Below are 17,597 nucleotides of genomic sequence, written 5' to 3'. Positions count from 1 at the left end.
CGAGCGTTCGCAGGTGTCGCCGACCGAAGTCCCTTTGCACCTTCCTTTCCTACCGACGAGCGTGATAGACGACGTTTCGGCGGTCGTGTACGACTTGGATGGGACGCTCGTGAACCTCGTCGTCAACTGGAAGCGAGTCGCGGAGGACGTCACCGTCGTCCTCTCCGACCACGGCGTCGACGCGAGCAACGTGGACCTCTGGGCGATGTTGGACTTGGCGGACGAAGCGAACGCCCGCGAGGCGGTCGAATCGGTCATCGGCGACCACGAGTGCCTCGGTGCTCGGCGGTCGAAGCGCCTCCCGCACGCCGACGAACTCCTCCGCCGCGAGGTGCCGGTCGGCGTGTGTTCGTTGAACTGTGAGGCCGCCTGCCACGTTGGCCTCGAAACGCACGGCCTCGCCGACGCCGTCGATGCGGTCATCGGCCGGGACTCCGTCCCGACGCGAAAGCCCGACCCGGAACCGCTTCGGGCGACGCTTCGGGCGCTGGGAATCGACGGCCCGGCGCTGTTCATCGGCGACTCTCCACGTGATGAGCTGACGGCAGAACGAGCGGGCGTCGCGTTCAAGTACGTTTAGTTGCGTACTGTCAATGGTTGAGCGCGAGCGTGTTCTTCAGGAGGTTCGCCTGGCCGCGTCGTAGCTTCTCCGAGATGGATTGATGTGTCACGCCGAGAGTCTCGGCGAGGTCCGTCGCGGACGTGCTGCGGGGAATCGAATAGTACCCGTTTTTGTACGCGAGCATGAGCGTCTGCTGTTGGCTCTGCGTGAGGCCGTATCGTCCCGTTCTCCCTTTGGAGAACTCGTGGATGTTCTGGAGTTCGAGGTCGATTCCTCGTCGATTACAGTACTCGTGGGTGCGAGTGACGGAGTCGTGATCGCTGAACAGCAACCGGAACTTCCACTGATCTTCCTTCCCCGTCGCGGCCAGTACCGTTCCGTTTTCCTCCACGAGTATCTGTATCAGTGCATCGATATCCTTGACCCACTCCAGCCGATACAGACATTCCGTGTCGAACGCCGCGACCAGTTGAAAATCGCGGACGGTTTCGTCGGCCGAGAACGCCGTTTCGATGGCCTGTTGGCTATCCGTCCCGACCCAAACGAAGGGCATGAGATGGTTGCGATTGTAGGCAGCCACCTGTTCGACGTCGAATCGAACCGAATCGAGTTCCGCAAGCGTGTGACCGAGGGCAAACCTATCGGCGGGAAACGCCACTTCGGCTATGGTTCCCGTCATGACCTTTTCTCAGGAGTTGTCCTTAATATCGCTATTGGCCGCGAGATTATAGATACGAAATCTTATGGATGAGGGAATCGCCGACGCAAGCCGAGATGTGCGAGAACATGTCCGAGAAAGTACTGATCGAGAAATTCGCAGAAAAAGCGCCGTTTCGTTTGGAAACATGTATCAGTGTACGTTTTTGATTACTATCCTTTCTCCGGGGTCTGGTGGGTACGAGCGTAGAGAAATACGCCGATCGCCGTGAGGAACCACACTATCGCACCGACTCGAACGGCAAACGACACGCGCGATGCCCACGTCGGAAGCGACACTCCCGAGAAGAGCGCCAGAAACGCGACGATCGGCGCGCCGATGAGAATCGTGGTGACGAACGTGACCTGCATTACCCATCCGTAATCGATGCCGTCGGGAGTGTGGGTTTCGACTGGCTCGGGCACGGGTTAACCCGCGAACCGGACGGGCTTAAGCGTTGTCAGGTCCGATTCCGGTACTCGAATCACCGACCGGGTACGTTAAGCCGCAGGACCGTAGAGTTCGACGTATGCCAACGGTGAGGGACATCCGCGCCAAGGCGGGCAAAGAGCCGATTACAATGTTGACGGCCTACGATGCGCCGACAGCGGCCGTCGTGGACGAGGCCGGTGTCGATATGGTACTCGTGGGCGATAGCATGGGGAACACGGCCCTCGGATACGACTCGACGCTGCCGGTAACGGTGGACGAGATCGCCAGTCGAACCGGTGCGGTCGTCCGGGGGACCGAAGACGCCCTCGTCGTCGCCGACCTGCCCTTCCTCGGCTTCGGCTACGACGAGAAAAGCGCCGTCGAGAACGCGGGGCGAATGTTGAAGGAGGAGGGCGCGAACGCCGTCAAAATCGAGAGCGGACCGCACACCGTCGAACTGACGGAGACGCTTTCGAACCTCGGCATCCCGGTGATGGCTCACCTCGGACTCACCCCGCAGAAGGTCAACCAGTTGGGCCACCTTCGACAGGGTACGTCGCGGGAGGACGCCGACGAAATCCTCGAACTCGCACGGAAACACGAGGATGCGGGGGCGTTTTCGCTCGTCCTCGAACACGTCCCGGCGAACCTCGCGGCGTCGGTCACGGACGAACTCGACATTCCGACCATCGGTATCGGCGCGGGACCGGACACCGACGGACAGGTCCTCGTGATCAACGATGCGGTCGGATTGGGAGACTGGAGTCCGCCGTTCTCGAAGCAGTTCGGCGACGTTCGAGGCGAGATGAAGCGCGCGGTGTCGGCCTTCCGCGACGAGGTCGAGTCCGGCGAGTTCCCGGCCGAGGAACACAGCCACGTCGAAGAGGAACTGGACGACGTCTACTGAACGGCCAGCCGCTATTTTCCGGTCCTATCGACGCTCCGCGAGGAACTCCACGAGCGTCTCGTTGAACGCGTCGGGCGTTTCGAGCATGGCGAGGTGAGCCGCGTCTTCCAGTTCCGCGTACTCCCCGTCCCGTACGTTCTCGGCCAAAAATTCGTGGTACCACGGCGGCGTGAGCATGTCGTGTTCGCCGACGACGGCGAGCGTCGGCGCGGCGATGTCGTCCAACCGATCGCGCACGTCGAACGTGTGACAGGAGTGGAAATCCCGGCTCGTCACCCGTTGCCCGACGGCATACATGGATTCCTTCGAGAGTTGGACGTAGCGGTCGTCCGGATCGTGAAAGAGGCGGTCGGGGTCGTGGAGGAACTCGACAGCCCGGTCGAAATCCCCTTCCAACCAAGTGAGCATGTCGTCCAGAACCGAGAGCCGTGCGCCCGTTCCGGCGAGGACGAGCGCGTCGGGGTCGAATCCCCGGTCGAGAACGAGATGCATCGCGACCGCGCCGCCGAGCGAGTTGCCAACGAGCGTTTGCGCACCGGTCTCCTCGGCGACCGCCAATACGTCGCTCGCGTAGGCGGAGAGGGTACTCCATCCCGGGTCCGCGGCAACGTCGTCGGATTCGCCGTGGCCGCTCAAATCGACGGCGACGACGGGAAACTCGGACGCGAGGCGGGCGAGTTGCGCCTTCCAGATCTCGTGGGTTCCGCCGCTTCCGTGAACGAACAGGACGGGGTCCTCCTCGCCACCGCGGTCGGCGACGCGGTACGCGGTCGTCCGTCCCTGATGTGTGACTGACTCCATGTGTGTTTCATTCTCGTGCGCGAAGCATAAAGTTCGACCTCGGACTTCCGGCTACGATCGGGGGCGAAATCGAACCGTTCTTCGTGAACCGCATTTCGTTCCTAATTCAGGAATCGATGTACAGCGCCACCCTAATATACGAAAGGTTTATATACTATTGTAACTAACTACAGGTTAGCTAAAGATGACGCTCGAACGAATATCACAACACGAAGACAGTATTGCTCGCCACTACGAGTACGGTGACGAAGAGCTCATCGTCGCGGATTTCGGCATCGCCGACGTGTCGGTGGACGTGCTGGACGACGCGGCAATCGTCGTCGTGGAGCGCGACGGCGAGAGTTTCCAGAGTGAAATCGAACTACCGGAGGGTGACGCGCAAGCGTTTATCAACAACGGTGTCCTCACTATCGAGGTGGGACAATGAAACTTACAGTCAAACCGCTCAAGCAGAAGGACGCGGGTCGCGGACTCGCGGCGGTTGACCGACGCTCCATGGAGGAGCTCGGCGTGGAGAACGGCGACTACATTGTCATCGAGGGACGTGGGCAAGATCGTGCCGTCGCGCGGGTTTGGCCCGGCTACCCCGAGGACGAGGGTCGCGGCATCATCCGCATCGACGGGAAACTCCGTCAGGAGGCCGGCGTCGGCATCGACGACAAGGTCGGCATCGAGAAGGCCGACGTGAGCCCCGCGAACCGGGTGACGATCGCTCTCCCGCAGAACCTCCAGATTCGCGGGAACATCGCGCCCCACATCCGCGACAAGCTCAGCGGACAGGCCATCACGCAGGGGCAAGCGATCCCCTTCGGGTTTGGCCTGATGGGCATGGGCTCGGGACAGTCCATCCCGCTCAAGGTCGCGGAAACCGACCCCGACGGAACGGTCGTCGTCACCGACGCCACCGAAATTCAGATCAGCGAACGCCCCGCCGAGGAGGTAGCGTCCGGCGGCGGTGCCGGCGGGCAAGCGCGCCCCGACGTGACCTACGAGGACATCGGCGGTCTGGAGCGCGAACTCGAACAGGTTCGGGAGATGATCGAACTCCCGATGCGCCACCCGGAGCTGTTCAGTCGCCTCGGCATCGACCCGCCGAAGGGCGTCCTGCTCCACGGCCCACCGGGAACCGGGAAGACCCTGATGGCGAAGGCCGTCGCCAACGAGATCGACGCCTACTTCCGGACCATCTCCGGCCCGGAGATCATGTCGAAGTACTACGGCGAGTCCGAAGAGCAACTTCGTGAGGTGTTCGAGGAGGCCGAACAGAACTCCCCGGCCATCATCTTCATCGACGAACTCGACTCCATCGCGCCCAAGCGCGAGGAAGCGGGCGGAGACGTGGAACGCCGCGTCGTCGCACAACTGCTCTCGCTGATGGACGGGTTGGAAGAGCGCGGCGAGGTGATCGTCATCGCGGCGACCAACCGCGTCGACGCCGTCGACCCCGCGCTTCGCCGTGGCGGTCGCTTCGACCGCGAAATCGAAATCGGCGTGCCGGACCGTGACGGTCGCCTCGAAATCCTGCAGGTCCACACCCGCGGGATGCCGCTCGCCGACGGCGTGAACTTGGAGGAGTACGCCGACAACACCCACGGGTTCGTCGGTGCCGACCTCGAATCGTTGGCTCGCGAAGCCGCGATGAACGCGCTCCGACGCGTGCGCCCGGAACTCGATCTCGATTCGGACGAGATTCCGGCGGACGTACTGGAGTCGCTGAAGGTGACGGAGGCGGACTTCAAGGAGTCGCTGAAGGGCATCGAACCCTCGGCGCTCCGCGAGGTGTTCGTCGAAGTTCCCGACGTGACGTGGCAGGACGTCGGTGGCTTGGAGAACACCAAGGAACGTCTCCGCGAGACCATCCAATGGCCGCTCGACTACCCCGAGGTGTTCCAGGCGCTCGACATGGAGGCCGCGAAAGGCGTCCTGATGTACGGGCCGCCCGGAACCGGGAAGACCCTGATGGCGAAGGCCGTCGCCAACGAAAGCGACAGCAACTTCATCTCGATCAAGGGTCCCGAACTGCTGTCGAAGTGGGTCGGGGAAAGCGAGAAAGGCGTGCGTGAAGTGTTCAGCAAGGCCCGCGAGAACGCCCCGACCGTGGTGTTCTTCGACGAAATCGACTCCATCGCCACGGAGCGCGGCCGCGACGGCGGCGGTGGCACGCAGGTCAGCGAGCGCGTCGTCTCGCAACTCCTGACCGAACTCGACGGCCTCGAAGAACTCGAAGACGTCGTGGTTATCGCCACCTCTAACCGCCCCGACCTCATCGACGCCGCGCTCCTGCGTCCGGGACGGCTGGACCGCCACGTCCACGTTCCCGTGCCGGACGAGGAGGCGCGCCACGCCATCTTCGAGGTTCACACCCGCCACAAGCCGTTGGCCGACGACGTCGACCTCGAAGCCCTCGCGGAACAAACCGAGGGCTACGTCGGTGCCGACATCGAGGCCGTCTGCCGCGAGGCCGCCATGGCCGCGAGCCGCGAGTTCATCGACAGCGTCTCTGTCGAAGACATCGCCGACAGCGTCGGCAACGTCCGCATCACGGCCGAACACTTCGAGGACGCCATCGGCGAGGTGACGCCCAGCGTCACCGACGAGACCCGCGAACGCTACGCGGAGATCCAAGAGCGCTTCGACAGCGCGGAACCCGAACCGGAAGAACAGTTGGGCCGGACGTTCCAATAGAACCTTTTACGACGGTCGCGGTCAGGGACGACAGCCGTCGTCCCTGACGGCTTTCTGTAAAAGGTTCATCAAAAGCACTCCTCCTTCACTTTGACGAACGACTCGCTGAGCGAGTCGTTCGTCTCCATTCAGTCGTCGGCCCGGAAAATCGGAGATTTTCCGGAAGAGTTGCTAGTGACTGGTGGTTGCGTGGATAGCCTATCGCGCTGCTGTCAGCGGATCACGTGAACTGTAATTCACCGAACTGTTTTATCGAATCCGTTCATCGTGATGACTTGATGATAATCGTCCAGACGAGTATCCCCCATCGACCCCGAACGACGAGCGGACGCCTTGGAGACGATACGGACCGTCACCGAACGATCTCAAACGGAGGACGGCGTGGTCAACTACTGGGCGACGACCGACGTTCAGAATCCGAACCGGGTCCGATTCTTCGAACAGTACGAGAGCGTCGAAGCGGTGGAGAAACACGTCGAGACGGACCACTACGCACAGTTCAACGACGAACTTGCGGACTACGTCGATGGCGAGATGGAGACGATTCAGGCCCGCGTGGAGGACGTAGATACGGTCCAGTTCGGTGTCGAGGAGCTTCTGGCACAGGGGTAGCGGAAGGGCCGTTATTCGCCGTCCGGAACCAACACGACTTTTCCGGTGACCTCGCCGGAATCCAGTTTCTCGAGCGCCTCGCTCGCACGGGAGAGCGGAACCCGTTCATCGATGGTTGCCTTCAGTTCTCCCTCCGAAAGGAGTTCGAACAGTCGCATGACGTCCCCGCGAAAATACCTCGGCCAGCGGTTCACGTAGTAGAACGTCGCGTTGCGACCGTTCGGAAGAGCCTTCCAACACAGCAGTCGGGCGAAAACCGGAACGAACGGGCGCAGTCGGTGGCCCGTGGCGTCGAGCGTTCCGGCAACGCCGTACGAAACGAGCGTGCCGTCGGGACCGAGCATCCGCCACGAATCGACCAGACCGGGACCGCCGACGTGGTCGAACACGGCATCGACCCCATCGGGTGCGATTTCCGCGACCCGCGCGGGAACGTCGTCGTCCCGATAATCGAGCGCGATTGCCCCGAGTTCCCGCACCGCGTCCTGTTTTCCAGCCGACGCCGTTCCGATGACGCGAACATCGGAGAGTCTGGCGAGTTGCGTGAGCAGCGTCCCGACGCCGCCGGACGCGCCGTGAACGAGGACCGTATCCCCCCTCTGCACCTTCGCGACGCGGTGGAGCATCTGCCACGCCGTCACACCGTTCGTCACGACGGCGACGATCGCCGCGGGGTCAAGCCCGTCGGGAACAGGAGCCAGCGTTTCCATCGGGAGGAGGACTCGGTCGGCCCACGCGCCGGTTTCGGTGATTGCCGCGACCCGTTGGCCGACGTTCACGTCGGAGACGTTTTCACCGACTGCCGTCACCGTGCCGACGAGGTCGTAACCGGGAACGAAGGGAAACGTCGGCTGGTTGAAATACCGTCCTCGAAGCATCTGCACCTCCGCGAAGGAGACGCCGGTGGCTTCGACGCGGATGAGCGCTTCGTCGTCCTCAGGAGGGGGCAACGTTCGGTGCTGCGTGGTCAACACGTCGGCGGTTCCTACCCGTGACATCACGATTTCGGTGGATTTCACCGGCGTTCGATCAGTTCGTTTCGTAGTACCTCTCCTTCCCCTTTCCCGTCGCGTGTTCGTCGTCATGCATCAGTTGCTACGACGAGAGCGTGATTCATCCCTCGTCTAAACATGTTAAGGGATATATGGAGCGGTTGATTACCGCTCCCGGCCGAGGTGTAGTCATGGTCACTGTCCGACTGGAAATCACGCCGCCTCGACGGGAATGGTTCGCTCGGCTCTCCACCGAGTGCCCCGACGACGAGTTCACTCTTCTGACGGTGACGAGCGCACGCGACGGTCAGTTCGGCGTGTTCGAAGTCGAAACGGACGACCTCCCAGCAGTTCGCTCCACGCTCGACGGCATCGAGGAAATCACGTCCTACGAGGTGGTACACGCGGACGAACGAATCGCGGTCGTTCAATACACGACGACCGAATCCATCGTTCATCGAGCGACGGTCGATGCGGGCGTCGTCCCGGTGTGTCCAGTCACCGTCGTAGATGGGAAGATGGTCGCCGAGGCGACGGTCTCGCACGAACACCTCTCCCGACTCGGAGACAGCCTCCGGGATGTCGGCGCGACGTTCGAAGTCCTCTCGCTCACACAGTCGTTCGACGGCGACGAAGGGGTCCTCACGGACTCTCAACGGAAGTTCGTGGTCAAAGCCGTCGAGCGGGGCTACTACGACACCCCTCGGCGCTGTACGCTGACCCAGTTGGCAGCGGAACTCGGTATCACGACTGGTGCGGCGAGCGGCATGGCACACCGCACGGAAGAACGAATTATCAAGGGGTTCGTGAGCGAAGCGCTACCGTGAATTCGGCAAGTCACGAGCTCGGAACGAGTTATAGCACACCTGTGCCGAAGGTTGGATTTTTATGGTGTCGATTCTGAATGAGTTCCGTAAGTTGGGACTTTGACAAGAATCGATAGTTCGAAAAATCCGAACTCAATCGATCTGTTCCGCCGCGTCACGCTCGATGAGCGGCCCGGCGTTTTCGGCCGGGAGCGCGACCACGTCCTCGGCTTCGAGGTCGTATTCGCGCTCGTCCACGCCGAGAATCGAGCCGATATCGCGGGTGATCCGCACCGTCGTCCGGTCCGCTTCGAGGTCCGAACCGGACGCCCGAGCGGCATCGGAGTCTTCCGGTGCCGTGCCCGCGTCGCGGTCCGAATTTTCCGACGCCGTCCCGACCGACGCCGTCTCCGCCGGTGGATCCGGTTCCCGAGCGGTCCCCTCGTCGGGCGGCGACGGTTCGGGAGGTGTCGATTCGTCGGGGGACGATGCATCGTCTGCATAGTCGGCATCGTTTTCTCCCGCAATCGCGGCCGCTTCGTCGATCGGTCGGTCGTCGTCCGAAGCGGGTTGGGCGGAATCAGTTTCGGCGTTCGAAACCGGATTCGCGTCGCTCGCCGGTTCGTTAGCCGTCGATTCGACGCTCCCCTCGTCACCCGACAACACGTCGAGAACGGTCGTCTTGTTCGATTCGATACGTTCGACGAGGTCCGAAAACAGCTGTTGTTCCTCGCTCGTCAGTCCCTCCTCGTCGGCCGGAATCCCGGCCGCGGAGAGGCTTGCACGTTTGACGACCTTCCCGACACGGCGTTCGTACACCGCCTCGACCACTTCCTCCGCGGTCTTGATTTCGTCGGTGAGTTGGTTGACTTCCTCGGAATCGAATGGGTCGTCCGCCCGTTCGGCGGCCCGCTCGCGCTCCTCGCGAAGGCCGCGGATGTAGCTCCCGACGTCCGCGTAGAAGGACTCACGCAGATGCTGTAGGCTGTCCTTCGAGCGCTCCTTGCTCTGTACGCTGCGGAGTTCGTCGAGATTCATTCTTTCCCCTTTTCTGCCCGGTCACGCACCATGAGAAAGATGGCGACGTATTCGGGAATAGATACATTGCCTGCGGGGAGCCTAAAGCTTTCGCCGCCGAGCGAAAGTTCCGTCTCCGACGGCAGTTCGACCGTCACCTCGTGTGACGTGAACGTCTCAGGAATCGCATCACGGAGCGGGTCGAACTCGGACAACTCGTCGCGGGGAATCCGTTTCACTTCGAGTCCGCTGCCGCCGTGAAGGCTCTCCGGCAGGCGAATCAAGCGATGCGTGTCGGTCGTGACGGGTTCGTCCACCGACGCGCTTTGGGCCGCGAACACCTCGTCGGCCAGAATCCGCGCGAGTTGGTAGAACGCGGGATGCACGTCCACGTTCCCGCGGTCTATCTCCCGGCGGTTGTTCGTCGCGGCGTTGTACGCGCCCTTCGCCTTTCCCGACCCGATGCCGTCGAACTCCTGCAACCGTTCGAGGGCGTCATCTTCCTCCATCGACAGGAGTTCGTCCACGAACGAACTGACGTGCGCGTGAACCCGACCGCCCCATCCGCCGCTGGTGGGGAGGGTCCGTTTCTGCGTCGGATTCTTCAGGCCGAGTCCGGCGACCGTCTCCGTCTGCACCAGCGACTCGAACTCCACGTCACCCGCCCGAACGTAATCGACGATTTCCCGCCGTCCCTCGCGGTCCAATCCCTTGACCGCCTCGTCCCGGACGTGGACGTGGTAGCCCCGTCCCCCCGAGAAGACGATCGTCATGTCCTCGAAACCGAAATCCCGGTCGAGGATGTCGAGCAGGTCGAGCAGTTCGTCCTTACACCGCGCCAGCATCTCGGCGTACGGTGTTTCGGGCGTCACGCCCGGCAGGTGGTCCGCGTCCAAGTCGAACACGAGGTCGGCGCTCTGCCAGTCCTTCGCCTCCATCGTCCCTGCGCCGGGGTCGCGGTAGCGTCCGGCGGAGAAGTAGACGTGTCGCGGTCGCTCGCGTTCGAGAAAGCCGCCGAGGGTGCCGAGGTCGAGGAGCGAGTGGTGTCGAACCATCGTCGTTCCGGGCCCGGCAGTCCACGGGATGTACCCCCACTCGCGCTCGTCGGCGTCCGGCGGGAGCGCCGGCGCTACCGTTCGGTAGTGGTCCCGGAACCGGCCTCGAAGATACGCACGCGTCCGCTCTTCCATCTGTACGTTCATGAAACACCCGACTGATTAAAGCGTTGTTTCTTCGGATTTAGCGAACGCTGTTCGGAATACTATCGTTACACGCACGGATTCGCAAGCGAGCGTGAGTTAGCCGCGCATGAAATCGGAGAGGCGTTTAGCGATACCTTCCTCCTCGCCCAATCGGAGGTAGTAGGCACCGCCACCGTCCTCGTAGTAGTTGTCGATACGGCGCTCGACGTGGAAGCCGAGGTGTCGGTAAAATTCGAGCGCGTTTTCGTTCGTCGAGCGGGCGTGGCAGGTGACGGAAGCGTGATTGTCGGCGACCTTCGCCACGAGTCGTTGACCGAACCCTTCGCCCCGGAACTCGGGGGCGACGGCGAGAAAGAGGATGTACCCGTCCCGTCGAGCCGCCGCGAATCCGACGAGTCGCTCGCCGTCTTCACCCTCCGTGATGTAACAGTAAACCGTCGACCGCCGGTACGCGTCGGTGAAAAACCCCCGTCGTTGTTTCAGCACGCCTTCACGTTGCCGGATACGCTCTTTCAGTTGCCACGCCTCCTCGACGTAGCGACTGTCGCCCGGCCCGACGACGCGCGTGTCTATGTTTACGCTCACTGCGAGTGAGTAGCAGGCAGACAAATATAATTCCACCGGCATACGAATGCAGCGTGATTCAGGGAGTAGCAAGCCTAAAACCGGTAGCCAGCGTGTATCGAACGATGCACTACACGCTCCGAGAACACACCGCCGACATCGGAGTCGAGGCGACTGGAGAGACGATTTCAGCCGCGTTCGCCGCCGTTGCGGACGGCATGGCAGCGGCGATGTGCGACGACATTCCGACGGGTGGAACTCGCTTCGACATCGCCCTGCGCGCGGAAAGCCGGGAGGCGCTCCTCTTCGACTATCTGGACGAACTCATCTACCAGCGCGACGTCCGTGCCGTACTCCCCGTCGAAAACGAGGCGAACGTCACCGAGGAGGGACGGGAATGGTACGTCCGCGGAAGCGCACGTGGGGTCCCGCTCAGGAAACTCATGGCGCGGGAGATAAAGGCCGTCACCTACTCCGAGATGGCGATCGAGGAAACGGACGACGGGTGGCGCGCCTACGTCGTCTTCGACGTGTGAACCGGCGAGACGACTTCGAGGTCCACGACGCCGTGCCCGACCCCCGAAACGCCTTCCACCGCGTGCGTCGAAGTAGCACGCATGACGACGTACACAGCGGGGGACATCACCCTCGAACGGGTTCGTAAGTACGTGTGGGAGATTCCACGGGAAGGGGAGATGGGGACGCCCGCCCGCGTCCTCGCCAGCGAGGAGCTTCTCGACCAAATCGCGGAGGACAAAACGCTCCAGCAGTTGCGGAACGCGACCCAGTTGCCGGGCGTGACGAAATACGCGGTCTGCATGCCGGACGGCCATCAGGGGTACGGATTCCCCGTCGGCGGCGTCGCGGGAATCGATGCCGAGAACGGATGTATTTCGCCGGGAGCGGTGGGCTACGACATCAACTGCGGCGTCAGGATGATGCGGACCGACCTGACGATGGACGACGTGCGCGGCCACGAGGAGGAACTCGTGGCCGCGTTGTTCGACGCCATCCCGTCCGGGTTGGGCGGCGGCGGGGTCGTCGAAACGGACGTCGATACCGTCGAGGAGGTGTTGGACCGCGGAATGGCGTGGGCGCTGGAGAACGGGTACGCGACGGACGCGGACCTCGCACACTGCGAGGACGAGGGGGTTCGGGAGGAAAGCGATCCGACGGCCGTCTCGGAGAAGGCGAAAAACAGGGGCAGAGGCCAACTCGGGAGCCTCGGCAGCGGCAACCACTTCCTCGAAGTCCAGCGCGTGACGGACGTGTTTCGGGAGGAAGTCGCCGACGCGTACGGACTGTCGGAGGGACAAGTCGTCGTCCTCATCCACTGTGGTAGCCGCGGATTGGGCCATCAGGTCTGCACGGACTACCTCCGCAAAATCGAGAAGGAACACGCCGACCTGCTGTCGAAACTTCCGGACAGGGAACTCGCCGCTGCCCCCGCCGGGAGTCGACTGGCCGAGGAGTACTACGCGGCGATGGGAGCGGCGATCAACTTCGCGTGGGTGAATCGGCAACTCGTCATGCACAGAACGCGCGAGGTGTTCGAGGAGGTGTTCGACCGCTCGTGGCGAGCGATGGGGATGGAACTGCTGTACGACGTGGCACACAACATCGCCAAGAAGGAGGTTCATACGGTCGGGCCGAAGGGCCGACCCGAAGGGGATCGCGACGCCGTCGACCGCGAGGAGCGAGAACTGTTCGTCCATCGAAAGGGTGCGACGCGTGCGTTTCCGGCGGGCCATCCGGAAGTTCCCGGCGCGTATTTCGAGGTGGGGCAACCCGTCATCATTCCCGGCAGCATGGGGTCGGGAAGTTACGTGCTCCGCGGGGGCGAGGCGTCGATGGAACTCGGGTTCGGTTCGACCGCACACGGTGCGGGTCGAGTGATGAGTCGCACGCAAGCGAAGCGGGATTACTGGGGCGAGGACGTGCGAGACGAGTTGGAACGCGAACGGATTTTCGTCAAAGCCCGAAGCGGCGCGACGGTCGCGGAGGAGGCACCGGGCGTCTACAAGGACGTTGACGAGGTGGTTCGGGTTTCCGACGCGCTCGGGATCGGGGACACGGTCGCACGGACGTTCCCGGTTTGTAATATCAAGGGTTGAGTCGTCGTCTCGGGGGAATTTCGCCGTCCCGGAAATGCCCAATATTCCGTTTACTAATCAAAAGATTTTGATACCATCGTCACGAAACGACCGTATGCGACGACGAGCGTTGCTCGGTGCGATGGGAACGAGTGTAATCGGGGGCTGTCTCGGTGACGTTTTCCGCTTCTCGCGCGGCGAGCCGCGTTTCTCCATCGAGAACGACCCCGTTCCCGCGGGCCTCACGGCGACGCTCTCCGCGAAACTCATCTCCCCCGAAACGACGAATCGTCCGCCTCGGATTCGAGTTACGTTCGAGTACACGGGCGAGGAAGACGGCACGGTCGGATTCACCTATCCGGGGCCGTTCGCGGACACGGTCGCGGCGGGTTCCGACGGTGCGAAACTCGTACTCAAATACGAGGCCACCGCGGACGACCATCACGACGACTGCTGGTGGGCGACGGACACCTACGGGCACGGTGTGACCGAGCGTCGGCGGTTCGGTCCGGGAGACGATGCGGACGTCGAATGGGAGGTTCTGACGCACGAGGAGTCGGACGCCTGCTACCCGTCCGGAAGTTATCGGTTCTCCGACCGCTATCGAACGGACGAGAACGCGTACGAATGGGGATTTCGGCTTCGGATACGCTAAGTCCGGAAATCGAAGTTCGGCGCGTCCTCCGGTCGGAGCGGGACCTCCGGGTCGAGTTCTTCACCCTCCTCGTAGCGCACGAAGTTGAGGTAGTACAGTTCGCCACAGCCGTCGCCGTCGGTTTCGCTCGCGCCGCAGACGAGTTCCACGCCGTCCGCGTCCTCGAACTCGTCGTATGCGTTTGCGTACTCCCACCCGTCGAGCGGGTCGGGCGTGACAGATTTGTCGGCCAGACGGGCATCGCGTTGCAGCGTCGCGATGGCGCCGCAGTGAGGGCAGTAGTAGCGAACGGGAACGGTCATAATCCACGGTAAGCGTCGGGAGGAGGTAAACCGTTTGTCGCTTTCCGTCGCGCGGGAGTCGGCGAAACGGAACCCGAAACCCAGAACAATCTTGTAGCCCGGCGGACTTCGTTAGCCCATGATAGACGAGACTGTCGAGGAGATACAGGAGATGCAAACGCACAGCTCCTCGACCGTCGCGGTCAAGGCGGCGAGAGCGCTCTCCGACCTCGTGGACCGCGATTTCGAAACCGTCGAGGAGTTCGAGCGCGCGCTCGACCACAACAGCAGCGTGCTTCGCCGCGCGAATCCGTCCCACGCCTCGCTCGTCACGACCCAGCGCGCCATCGTCACGATGGTCACGGAGGCGGACAACGGGTCGGTCGAAGCCGCCAAAGAGCACACTCAGGAGGCCATCGACAGCGTCGTCGAACAGGTGGTCACAGCCAAACGCCGCGCCGCCGAGAACGCCGCGCCGCTGTTCGAGGACGGCATGACGATCATGACCCACGATTACTCCTCGACCGTGCTGGAAGCCGTCGAAACGGCCGTCGCGGACGGCGCGTACCTCGACGTGTACGTCATGGAGGCCCGGCCGCGCTACCTCGGACGCAAGACCGCCCGCGTGCTGGGCGAAATCGACCAAGTGGACGTGACGCTCATCATCGACAGCGCTTCGGGACACTACCTGCCCGAGTGTGACCGCGTGTTCACCGGAATGGACTGCATCGTGGACGAAACCCTCTACAATCGCGTCGGCACGTTCCCCCTCGTCGCCACCGCGAACGAGGTCGATGTCCCCGTTACGTCCGTCGGTTCCAGCGCGAAAATCGTCGGCGAGGCGTTTCGGTTCGAGAACGACTTCCGATCGCCGAGCGAGGTGATTCGTGAGCCAGCGGAGGGCTTTGCGGTCTGTAACCCGGCCTACGACGCCACGCCGACCGATCTCCTCGACTCCGTCGTGACGGACGAGGGGACGTGGGAGTACTGACGCTGACTCCTTATTCGACTTCCACCCACTCGCCGCTCTCGTCGCTTCGCTCGATGGCGTCCAACGTTTTCTGCACTTCCAACCCGTCCGCGAAGTTCGGGTGGTACTCGCCTCCGTTCTCCACAGCGGACAGGAACTCGTAGTTCTCGTGGACGAACGTGTGTTCCCACCCGATGACGTGGCCCGGCGGCCACCAGTGGTCGACGTACGGGTCGGACTCGTCGGTGACGAGAACCGTCTCGTAGCCGCGGTCGTCGCCGCGTAGGACTTCGAGTTCGTTGAGGCGTTCGAGCGAGAACTTCAGGCTCCCCTCGGAGCCGTGAATCTCGATGGCGTGGTCGTTCTTGTGGCCGTTCGCGAACCGCGAGGCTTCGAACGTCGCCATCACGTCGTCGTCCAACTCGGCCTGCGCGGAGTAGGCGTCGTCCACCGTGACCGGCTTGGTTTCGTGTCCGGCGGTTTCACCGCCTCCCGGAGACTCCTCCGGAGTCTCCCCCTCCACCGGGCGCTCGTCCACGAACGTCCGGAGGTGGCCCGAAACGCGCTCCACGTCGCCCACGAGGAACCGCGCGAGGTCGATGGTGTGTGCTCCGAGGTCACCGAGCGCGCCGCTTCCCGCCAGTTCCTCGTCGTTGCGCCACGACCACAGCGCGTCGGGATCGACCAACCAATCCTGGAGGTAGCGGCCTCGGAACTGGTGAATTTCGCCGAGGACGCCGTCGTCGATGAGTCCCTTCGCGTACTGGATGGCTGGGATGTACCGGTAGTTGAACGCCGTGGCGGTCGGCACGGCCGCCGATTCCGCGGCGTCGGCCATCCGCTCCGCGTTGGGGAGGTCCGCCGCGAGGGGTTTTTCACAGAGGACGGGAACGCCCGCCTCCAGCGCGGCGATGGACGGGTCCGCGTGGACGAAGTTCGGACCGAGGTTGTAGAACACGTCCACCTCGTCTACGACGTCCTCCCAGTCCGTACTCGTCTCGGCGAAGCCGAGTCGGTCCGCGGCCTCCGCGAGCGCCTCCTCGTCCCGCCCGATGAGCGTGTGTCGTTCCACGTCCGGTGCGTCCGGGAAGAACATCGGCAACCGCGCCAGCGCGTTCGCGTGGGCTTTTCCCATGAACCGATACCCCAGCACGCCGATTTTCAGCGTCATGATTGTCTTCACGTTCTCCGGGAAGGGATTTAGTCGTTGGTGACGGCGACCCCGCCGACCGCTTTTTCGTGACCGCGGCCGAACGGTCCGTGTGGCGTACGCCGAACTCCACGCGAAGCTATCGGAAAGACCGTCCCCGACCATCGTGACGTTCCCGGACGGGAGCGTCGATTCGTATTCGAGGAGTCGCTCCGAACGCGGCCGCTTGGATTCGATACGCGAACTTTCACGCGAAATGGCGCGCGGAAAGCGATCGTTCCACCTCGAACCGGAATCGCGCGAGAATGGCGGACAGGCCGTGAACATGGCGACGCAGGTCCACGCGCTGGGCGGCCGCGCCGAACTGTACGGCCATCTGGACGACCCGCTGTTCGAAGACCTCCCGTTTCGGACCGTCTCGATGGGCGATCCGGCGGCCGTGTCCGTCCTGGAACTCGGGGACGACGGCCTCCTCTTCGCGACGGAGTCGGACGATATTCGCGACTGGACGGCGGACGAACTGCGAACCGCGATGGGTGGCGACTTCGCGCCGATACGCGACGCCGACGGGGCGTGCTGCGGGAACATCGCATCGTTTCCGGCCCTCCTCGACGTGATGCGGTCGCTCGCCGGAGACGGTGGCAGCGAAGAGGGTGGCGCGTTCGTCCTCGATCCCGGCGACCTAACGGACGTGACGAGCGGGACGATAGCGGACTACTTTTCGGCGCTCTCGGACCTCGACGACGGCTTCGAAGTCGTCCTGAGCGTGAACGACGTCGAACTGGCCAGACTCCGTGATGCGGTCGGTGAGTCGGACAGGGGAGCGTCGAATAGCGAGGAAACCGAGGCGGACGGAGACGAATCGAAACCCGACTCGCTCGAACGGATTCGGGGCGAAGCGGGCGTCTCCGCGGTCGTATTCCACGGCAAGGAACGGGCGATCGCGGCGACCCGCGAGGGGACGTACTCCGTTCCCAACCTAACGGTTTCGACAGTCGAACGGACGACGGGTGCGGGCGACCGGTTCTCCGGCGGACTGACGTTCGGCCGTGCGAGCGGATGGGACTGGAAGCCGACGCTGACGCTGGCGAACGTCTGCACCTCGCGGTACGTCGAGACGGCGACCACCGTCGATACGGAGACGGTGCTGAGCGAGGAGTGGAAGTAAAAC

20 protein-coding genes are annotated in these 17,597 nt (G+C 63.1%); 11 read left to right on the top strand and 9 right to left on the bottom strand.

Going from position 1 to position 17,597, the window contains the following annotated elements:
- The first annotated feature begins 61 nt into the window (after positions 1 to 61).
- Positions 62 to 580, top strand: coding sequence for an HAD family hydrolase (locus ACGYLY_RS03025; protein ID WP_395283042.1), 519 nt, complete (start codon positions 62 to 64; stop codon positions 578 to 580).
- 10 nt (positions 581 to 590) lie between these two features.
- Here ACGYLY_RS03025 and ACGYLY_RS03020 read toward each other — a convergent pair whose 3' ends face one another.
- Together ACGYLY_RS03020 and ACGYLY_RS03015 are read right to left on the bottom strand one after the other, a co-directional pair.
- Positions 591 to 1,241, bottom strand: a complete 651-nt coding sequence (locus ACGYLY_RS03020; protein ID WP_395283043.1) for a helix-turn-helix domain-containing protein — start codon at positions 1,239 to 1,241, stop codon at positions 591 to 593.
- A 191-nt stretch (positions 1,242 to 1,432) separates the two neighbouring features.
- Positions 1,433 to 1,684 (bottom strand): DUF5822 domain-containing protein, encoded by a 252-nt coding sequence (locus ACGYLY_RS03015; protein ID WP_231182702.1) that lies wholly within the window; start codon positions 1,682 to 1,684, stop codon positions 1,433 to 1,435.
- 104 nt (positions 1,685 to 1,788) lie between these two features.
- Between ACGYLY_RS03015 and panB the strand changes: the two genes are divergently transcribed.
- Positions 1,789 to 2,598, top strand: coding sequence for a 3-methyl-2-oxobutanoate hydroxymethyltransferase (gene panB / locus ACGYLY_RS03010; protein WP_395283044.1), 810 nt, complete (start codon positions 1,789 to 1,791; stop codon positions 2,596 to 2,598).
- A 24-nt stretch (positions 2,599 to 2,622) separates the two neighbouring features.
- Here the strand turns inward: panB and ACGYLY_RS03005 are convergent, their stop codons facing one another.
- Entirely contained in the window at positions 2,623 to 3,399 is a 777-nt protein-coding gene (locus ACGYLY_RS03005; protein WP_395283045.1) for an alpha/beta fold hydrolase, read from the bottom strand.
- Between the two features lie 184 nt (positions 3,400 to 3,583).
- On the opposite strand from ACGYLY_RS03005, the gene ACGYLY_RS03000 reads away from it, so the two are divergent.
- The 3 genes from ACGYLY_RS03000 (at position 3,584) to ACGYLY_RS02990 (ending at position 6,696) form a co-directional block, all read left to right on the top strand.
- Positions 3,584 to 3,826 (top strand): hypothetical protein, encoded by a 243-nt coding sequence (locus tag ACGYLY_RS03000; protein WP_395283046.1) that lies wholly within the window; start codon positions 3,584 to 3,586, stop codon positions 3,824 to 3,826.
- Positions 3,823 to 6,084, top strand: a complete 2,262-nt coding sequence (locus ACGYLY_RS02995; RefSeq protein WP_395283047.1) for a CDC48 family AAA ATPase — start codon at positions 3,823 to 3,825, stop codon at positions 6,082 to 6,084. The genes ACGYLY_RS03000 and ACGYLY_RS02995 overlap by 4 nt, the downstream gene beginning before the upstream one ends.
- Positions 6,085 to 6,390: 306 nt before the next feature.
- Positions 6,391 to 6,696, top strand: coding sequence for a putative quinol monooxygenase (locus ACGYLY_RS02990; protein ID WP_395284166.1), 306 nt, complete (start codon positions 6,391 to 6,393; stop codon positions 6,694 to 6,696).
- An 11-nt stretch (positions 6,697 to 6,707) separates the two neighbouring features.
- Here the strand turns inward: ACGYLY_RS02990 and ACGYLY_RS02985 are convergent, their stop codons facing one another.
- Positions 6,708 to 7,694, bottom strand: a complete 987-nt coding sequence (locus ACGYLY_RS02985) for a medium chain dehydrogenase/reductase family protein (protein WP_395283048.1) — start codon at positions 7,692 to 7,694, stop codon at positions 6,708 to 6,710.
- A gap of 185 nt (positions 7,695 to 7,879) precedes the next feature.
- Between ACGYLY_RS02985 and ACGYLY_RS02980 the strand changes: the two genes are divergently transcribed.
- Entirely contained in the window at positions 7,880 to 8,515 is a 636-nt protein-coding gene (locus ACGYLY_RS02980) for a helix-turn-helix domain-containing protein (protein WP_395283049.1), read from the top strand.
- A 132-nt stretch (positions 8,516 to 8,647) separates the two neighbouring features.
- On the opposite strand, the gene ACGYLY_RS02975 is transcribed toward ACGYLY_RS02980, so the two are convergent.
- From ACGYLY_RS02975 to ACGYLY_RS02965, 3 genes are all read right to left on the bottom strand, one after another.
- Positions 8,648 to 9,532 carry a hypothetical protein gene (locus ACGYLY_RS02975; protein WP_395283050.1) on the bottom strand — a complete coding sequence of 295 codons (885 nt, stop codon included), beginning with the start codon at positions 9,530 to 9,532 and terminating at the stop codon, positions 8,648 to 8,650.
- Positions 9,529 to 10,701 (bottom strand): DNA primase small subunit PriS, encoded by a 1,173-nt coding sequence (gene priS / locus ACGYLY_RS02970; RefSeq protein ID WP_395284167.1) that lies wholly within the window; start codon positions 10,699 to 10,701, stop codon positions 9,529 to 9,531. Before priS ends, ACGYLY_RS02975 begins: the two co-directional genes overlap by 4 nt.
- A gap of 108 nt (positions 10,702 to 10,809) precedes the next feature.
- Positions 10,810 to 11,298: a GNAT family N-acetyltransferase gene (locus ACGYLY_RS02965; RefSeq protein WP_395283051.1), complete on the bottom strand. Its 489-nt coding sequence runs from the start codon at positions 11,296 to 11,298 to the stop codon at positions 10,810 to 10,812.
- 104 nt (positions 11,299 to 11,402) lie between these two features.
- On the opposite strand from ACGYLY_RS02965, the gene ACGYLY_RS02960 reads away from it, so the two are divergent.
- The 3 genes from ACGYLY_RS02960 (at position 11,403) to ACGYLY_RS02950 (ending at position 14,025) form a co-directional block, all read left to right on the top strand.
- Positions 11,403 to 11,813, top strand: a complete 411-nt coding sequence (locus tag ACGYLY_RS02960; RefSeq protein ID WP_395283052.1) for an archease — start codon at positions 11,403 to 11,405, stop codon at positions 11,811 to 11,813.
- 81 nt (positions 11,814 to 11,894) lie between these two features.
- Entirely contained in the window at positions 11,895 to 13,391 is a 1,497-nt protein-coding gene (locus ACGYLY_RS02955; protein ID WP_395283054.1) for an RtcB family protein, read from the top strand.
- 94 nt (positions 13,392 to 13,485) lie between these two features.
- On the top strand, positions 13,486 to 14,025 hold the full coding sequence (locus ACGYLY_RS02950; RefSeq protein ID WP_395283055.1) for a hypothetical protein: 540 nt from the start codon (positions 13,486 to 13,488) through the stop codon (positions 14,023 to 14,025).
- Here ACGYLY_RS02950 and ACGYLY_RS02945 read toward each other — a convergent pair.
- Positions 14,022 to 14,327: a hypothetical protein gene (locus ACGYLY_RS02945; protein ID WP_395283056.1), complete on the bottom strand. Its 306-nt coding sequence runs from the start codon at positions 14,325 to 14,327 to the stop codon at positions 14,022 to 14,024. The two genes, ACGYLY_RS02950 and ACGYLY_RS02945, sit on opposite strands and share 4 nt — an antisense overlap.
- 118 nt (positions 14,328 to 14,445) lie before the next feature.
- On the opposite strand from ACGYLY_RS02945, the gene ACGYLY_RS02940 reads away from it, so the two are divergent.
- On the top strand, positions 14,446 to 15,297 hold the full coding sequence (locus ACGYLY_RS02940) for a translation initiation factor eIF-2B (protein WP_395283057.1): 852 nt from the start codon (positions 14,446 to 14,448) through the stop codon (positions 15,295 to 15,297).
- A 10-nt stretch (positions 15,298 to 15,307) separates the two neighbouring features.
- Here ACGYLY_RS02940 and ACGYLY_RS02935 read toward each other — a convergent pair whose 3' ends face one another.
- Positions 15,308 to 16,447, bottom strand: coding sequence for a Gfo/Idh/MocA family protein (locus ACGYLY_RS02935; RefSeq protein ID WP_395283058.1), 1,140 nt, complete (start codon positions 16,445 to 16,447; stop codon positions 15,308 to 15,310).
- 91 nt (positions 16,448 to 16,538) lie between these two features.
- Here ACGYLY_RS02935 and ACGYLY_RS02930 point away from each other — a divergent pair, with 91 nt between their 5' ends.
- Positions 16,539 to 17,594: a carbohydrate kinase family protein gene (locus ACGYLY_RS02930; protein ID WP_395283059.1), complete on the top strand. Its 1,056-nt coding sequence runs from the start codon at positions 16,539 to 16,541 to the stop codon at positions 17,592 to 17,594.
- The last annotated feature ends 3 nt before the right edge of the window (positions 17,595 to 17,597 follow it).

This window comes from Haladaptatus sp. CMAA 1909 (assembly GCF_043952005.1).
GTDB lineage: Archaea > Halobacteriota > Halobacteria > Halobacteriales > Haladaptataceae > Haladaptatus.
This window is presented reverse-complemented; position numbering and strand designations above follow the sequence as displayed.

Excerpts from the sequence above, each read along its gene's own strand:
- ACGYLY_RS03000 (WP_395283046.1), top strand. The coding sequence starts at position 3,584 with ATGACGCTCGAACGAATATCACAACACGAAGACAGTATTGCTCGCCAC.
- ACGYLY_RS02960 (WP_395283052.1), top strand. The coding sequence starts at position 11,403 with ATGCACTACACGCTCCGAGAACACACCGCCGACATCGGAGTCGAGGCG.
- ACGYLY_RS02945 (WP_395283056.1), bottom strand. The coding sequence starts at position 14,327 with ATGACCGTTCCCGTTCGCTACTACTGCCCTCACTGCGGCGCCATCGCG.
- ACGYLY_RS02955 (WP_395283054.1), top strand. The coding sequence starts at position 11,895 with ATGACGACGTACACAGCGGGGGACATCACCCTCGAACGGGTTCGTAAG.
- ACGYLY_RS02975 (WP_395283050.1), bottom strand. The coding sequence starts at position 9,532 with ATGAATCTCGACGAACTCCGCAGCGTACAGAGCAAGGAGCGCTCGAAG.
- ACGYLY_RS02980 (WP_395283049.1), top strand. The coding sequence starts at position 7,880 with ATGGTCACTGTCCGACTGGAAATCACGCCGCCTCGACGGGAATGGTTC.
- ACGYLY_RS02950 (WP_395283055.1), top strand. The coding sequence starts at position 13,486 with ATGCGACGACGAGCGTTGCTCGGTGCGATGGGAACGAGTGTAATCGGG.
- ACGYLY_RS03005 (WP_395283045.1), bottom strand. The coding sequence starts at position 3,399 with ATGGAGTCAGTCACACATCAGGGACGGACGACCGCGTACCGCGTCGCC.
- priS (WP_395284167.1), bottom strand. The coding sequence starts at position 10,701 with ATGGAAGAGCGGACGCGTGCGTATCTTCGAGGCCGGTTCCGGGACCAC.
- ACGYLY_RS02995 (WP_395283047.1), top strand. The coding sequence starts at position 3,823 with ATGAAACTTACAGTCAAACCGCTCAAGCAGAAGGACGCGGGTCGCGGA.
- ACGYLY_RS02940 (WP_395283057.1), top strand. The coding sequence starts at position 14,446 with ATGATAGACGAGACTGTCGAGGAGATACAGGAGATGCAAACGCACAGC.
- panB (WP_395283044.1), top strand. The coding sequence starts at position 1,789 with ATGCCAACGGTGAGGGACATCCGCGCCAAGGCGGGCAAAGAGCCGATT.
- ACGYLY_RS02935 (WP_395283058.1), bottom strand. The coding sequence starts at position 16,447 with ATGACGCTGAAAATCGGCGTGCTGGGGTATCGGTTCATGGGAAAAGCC.
- ACGYLY_RS03020 (WP_395283043.1), bottom strand. The coding sequence starts at position 1,241 with ATGACGGGAACCATAGCCGAAGTGGCGTTTCCCGCCGATAGGTTTGCC.
- ACGYLY_RS02985 (WP_395283048.1), bottom strand. The coding sequence starts at position 7,694 with ATGTCACGGGTAGGAACCGCCGACGTGTTGACCACGCAGCACCGAACG.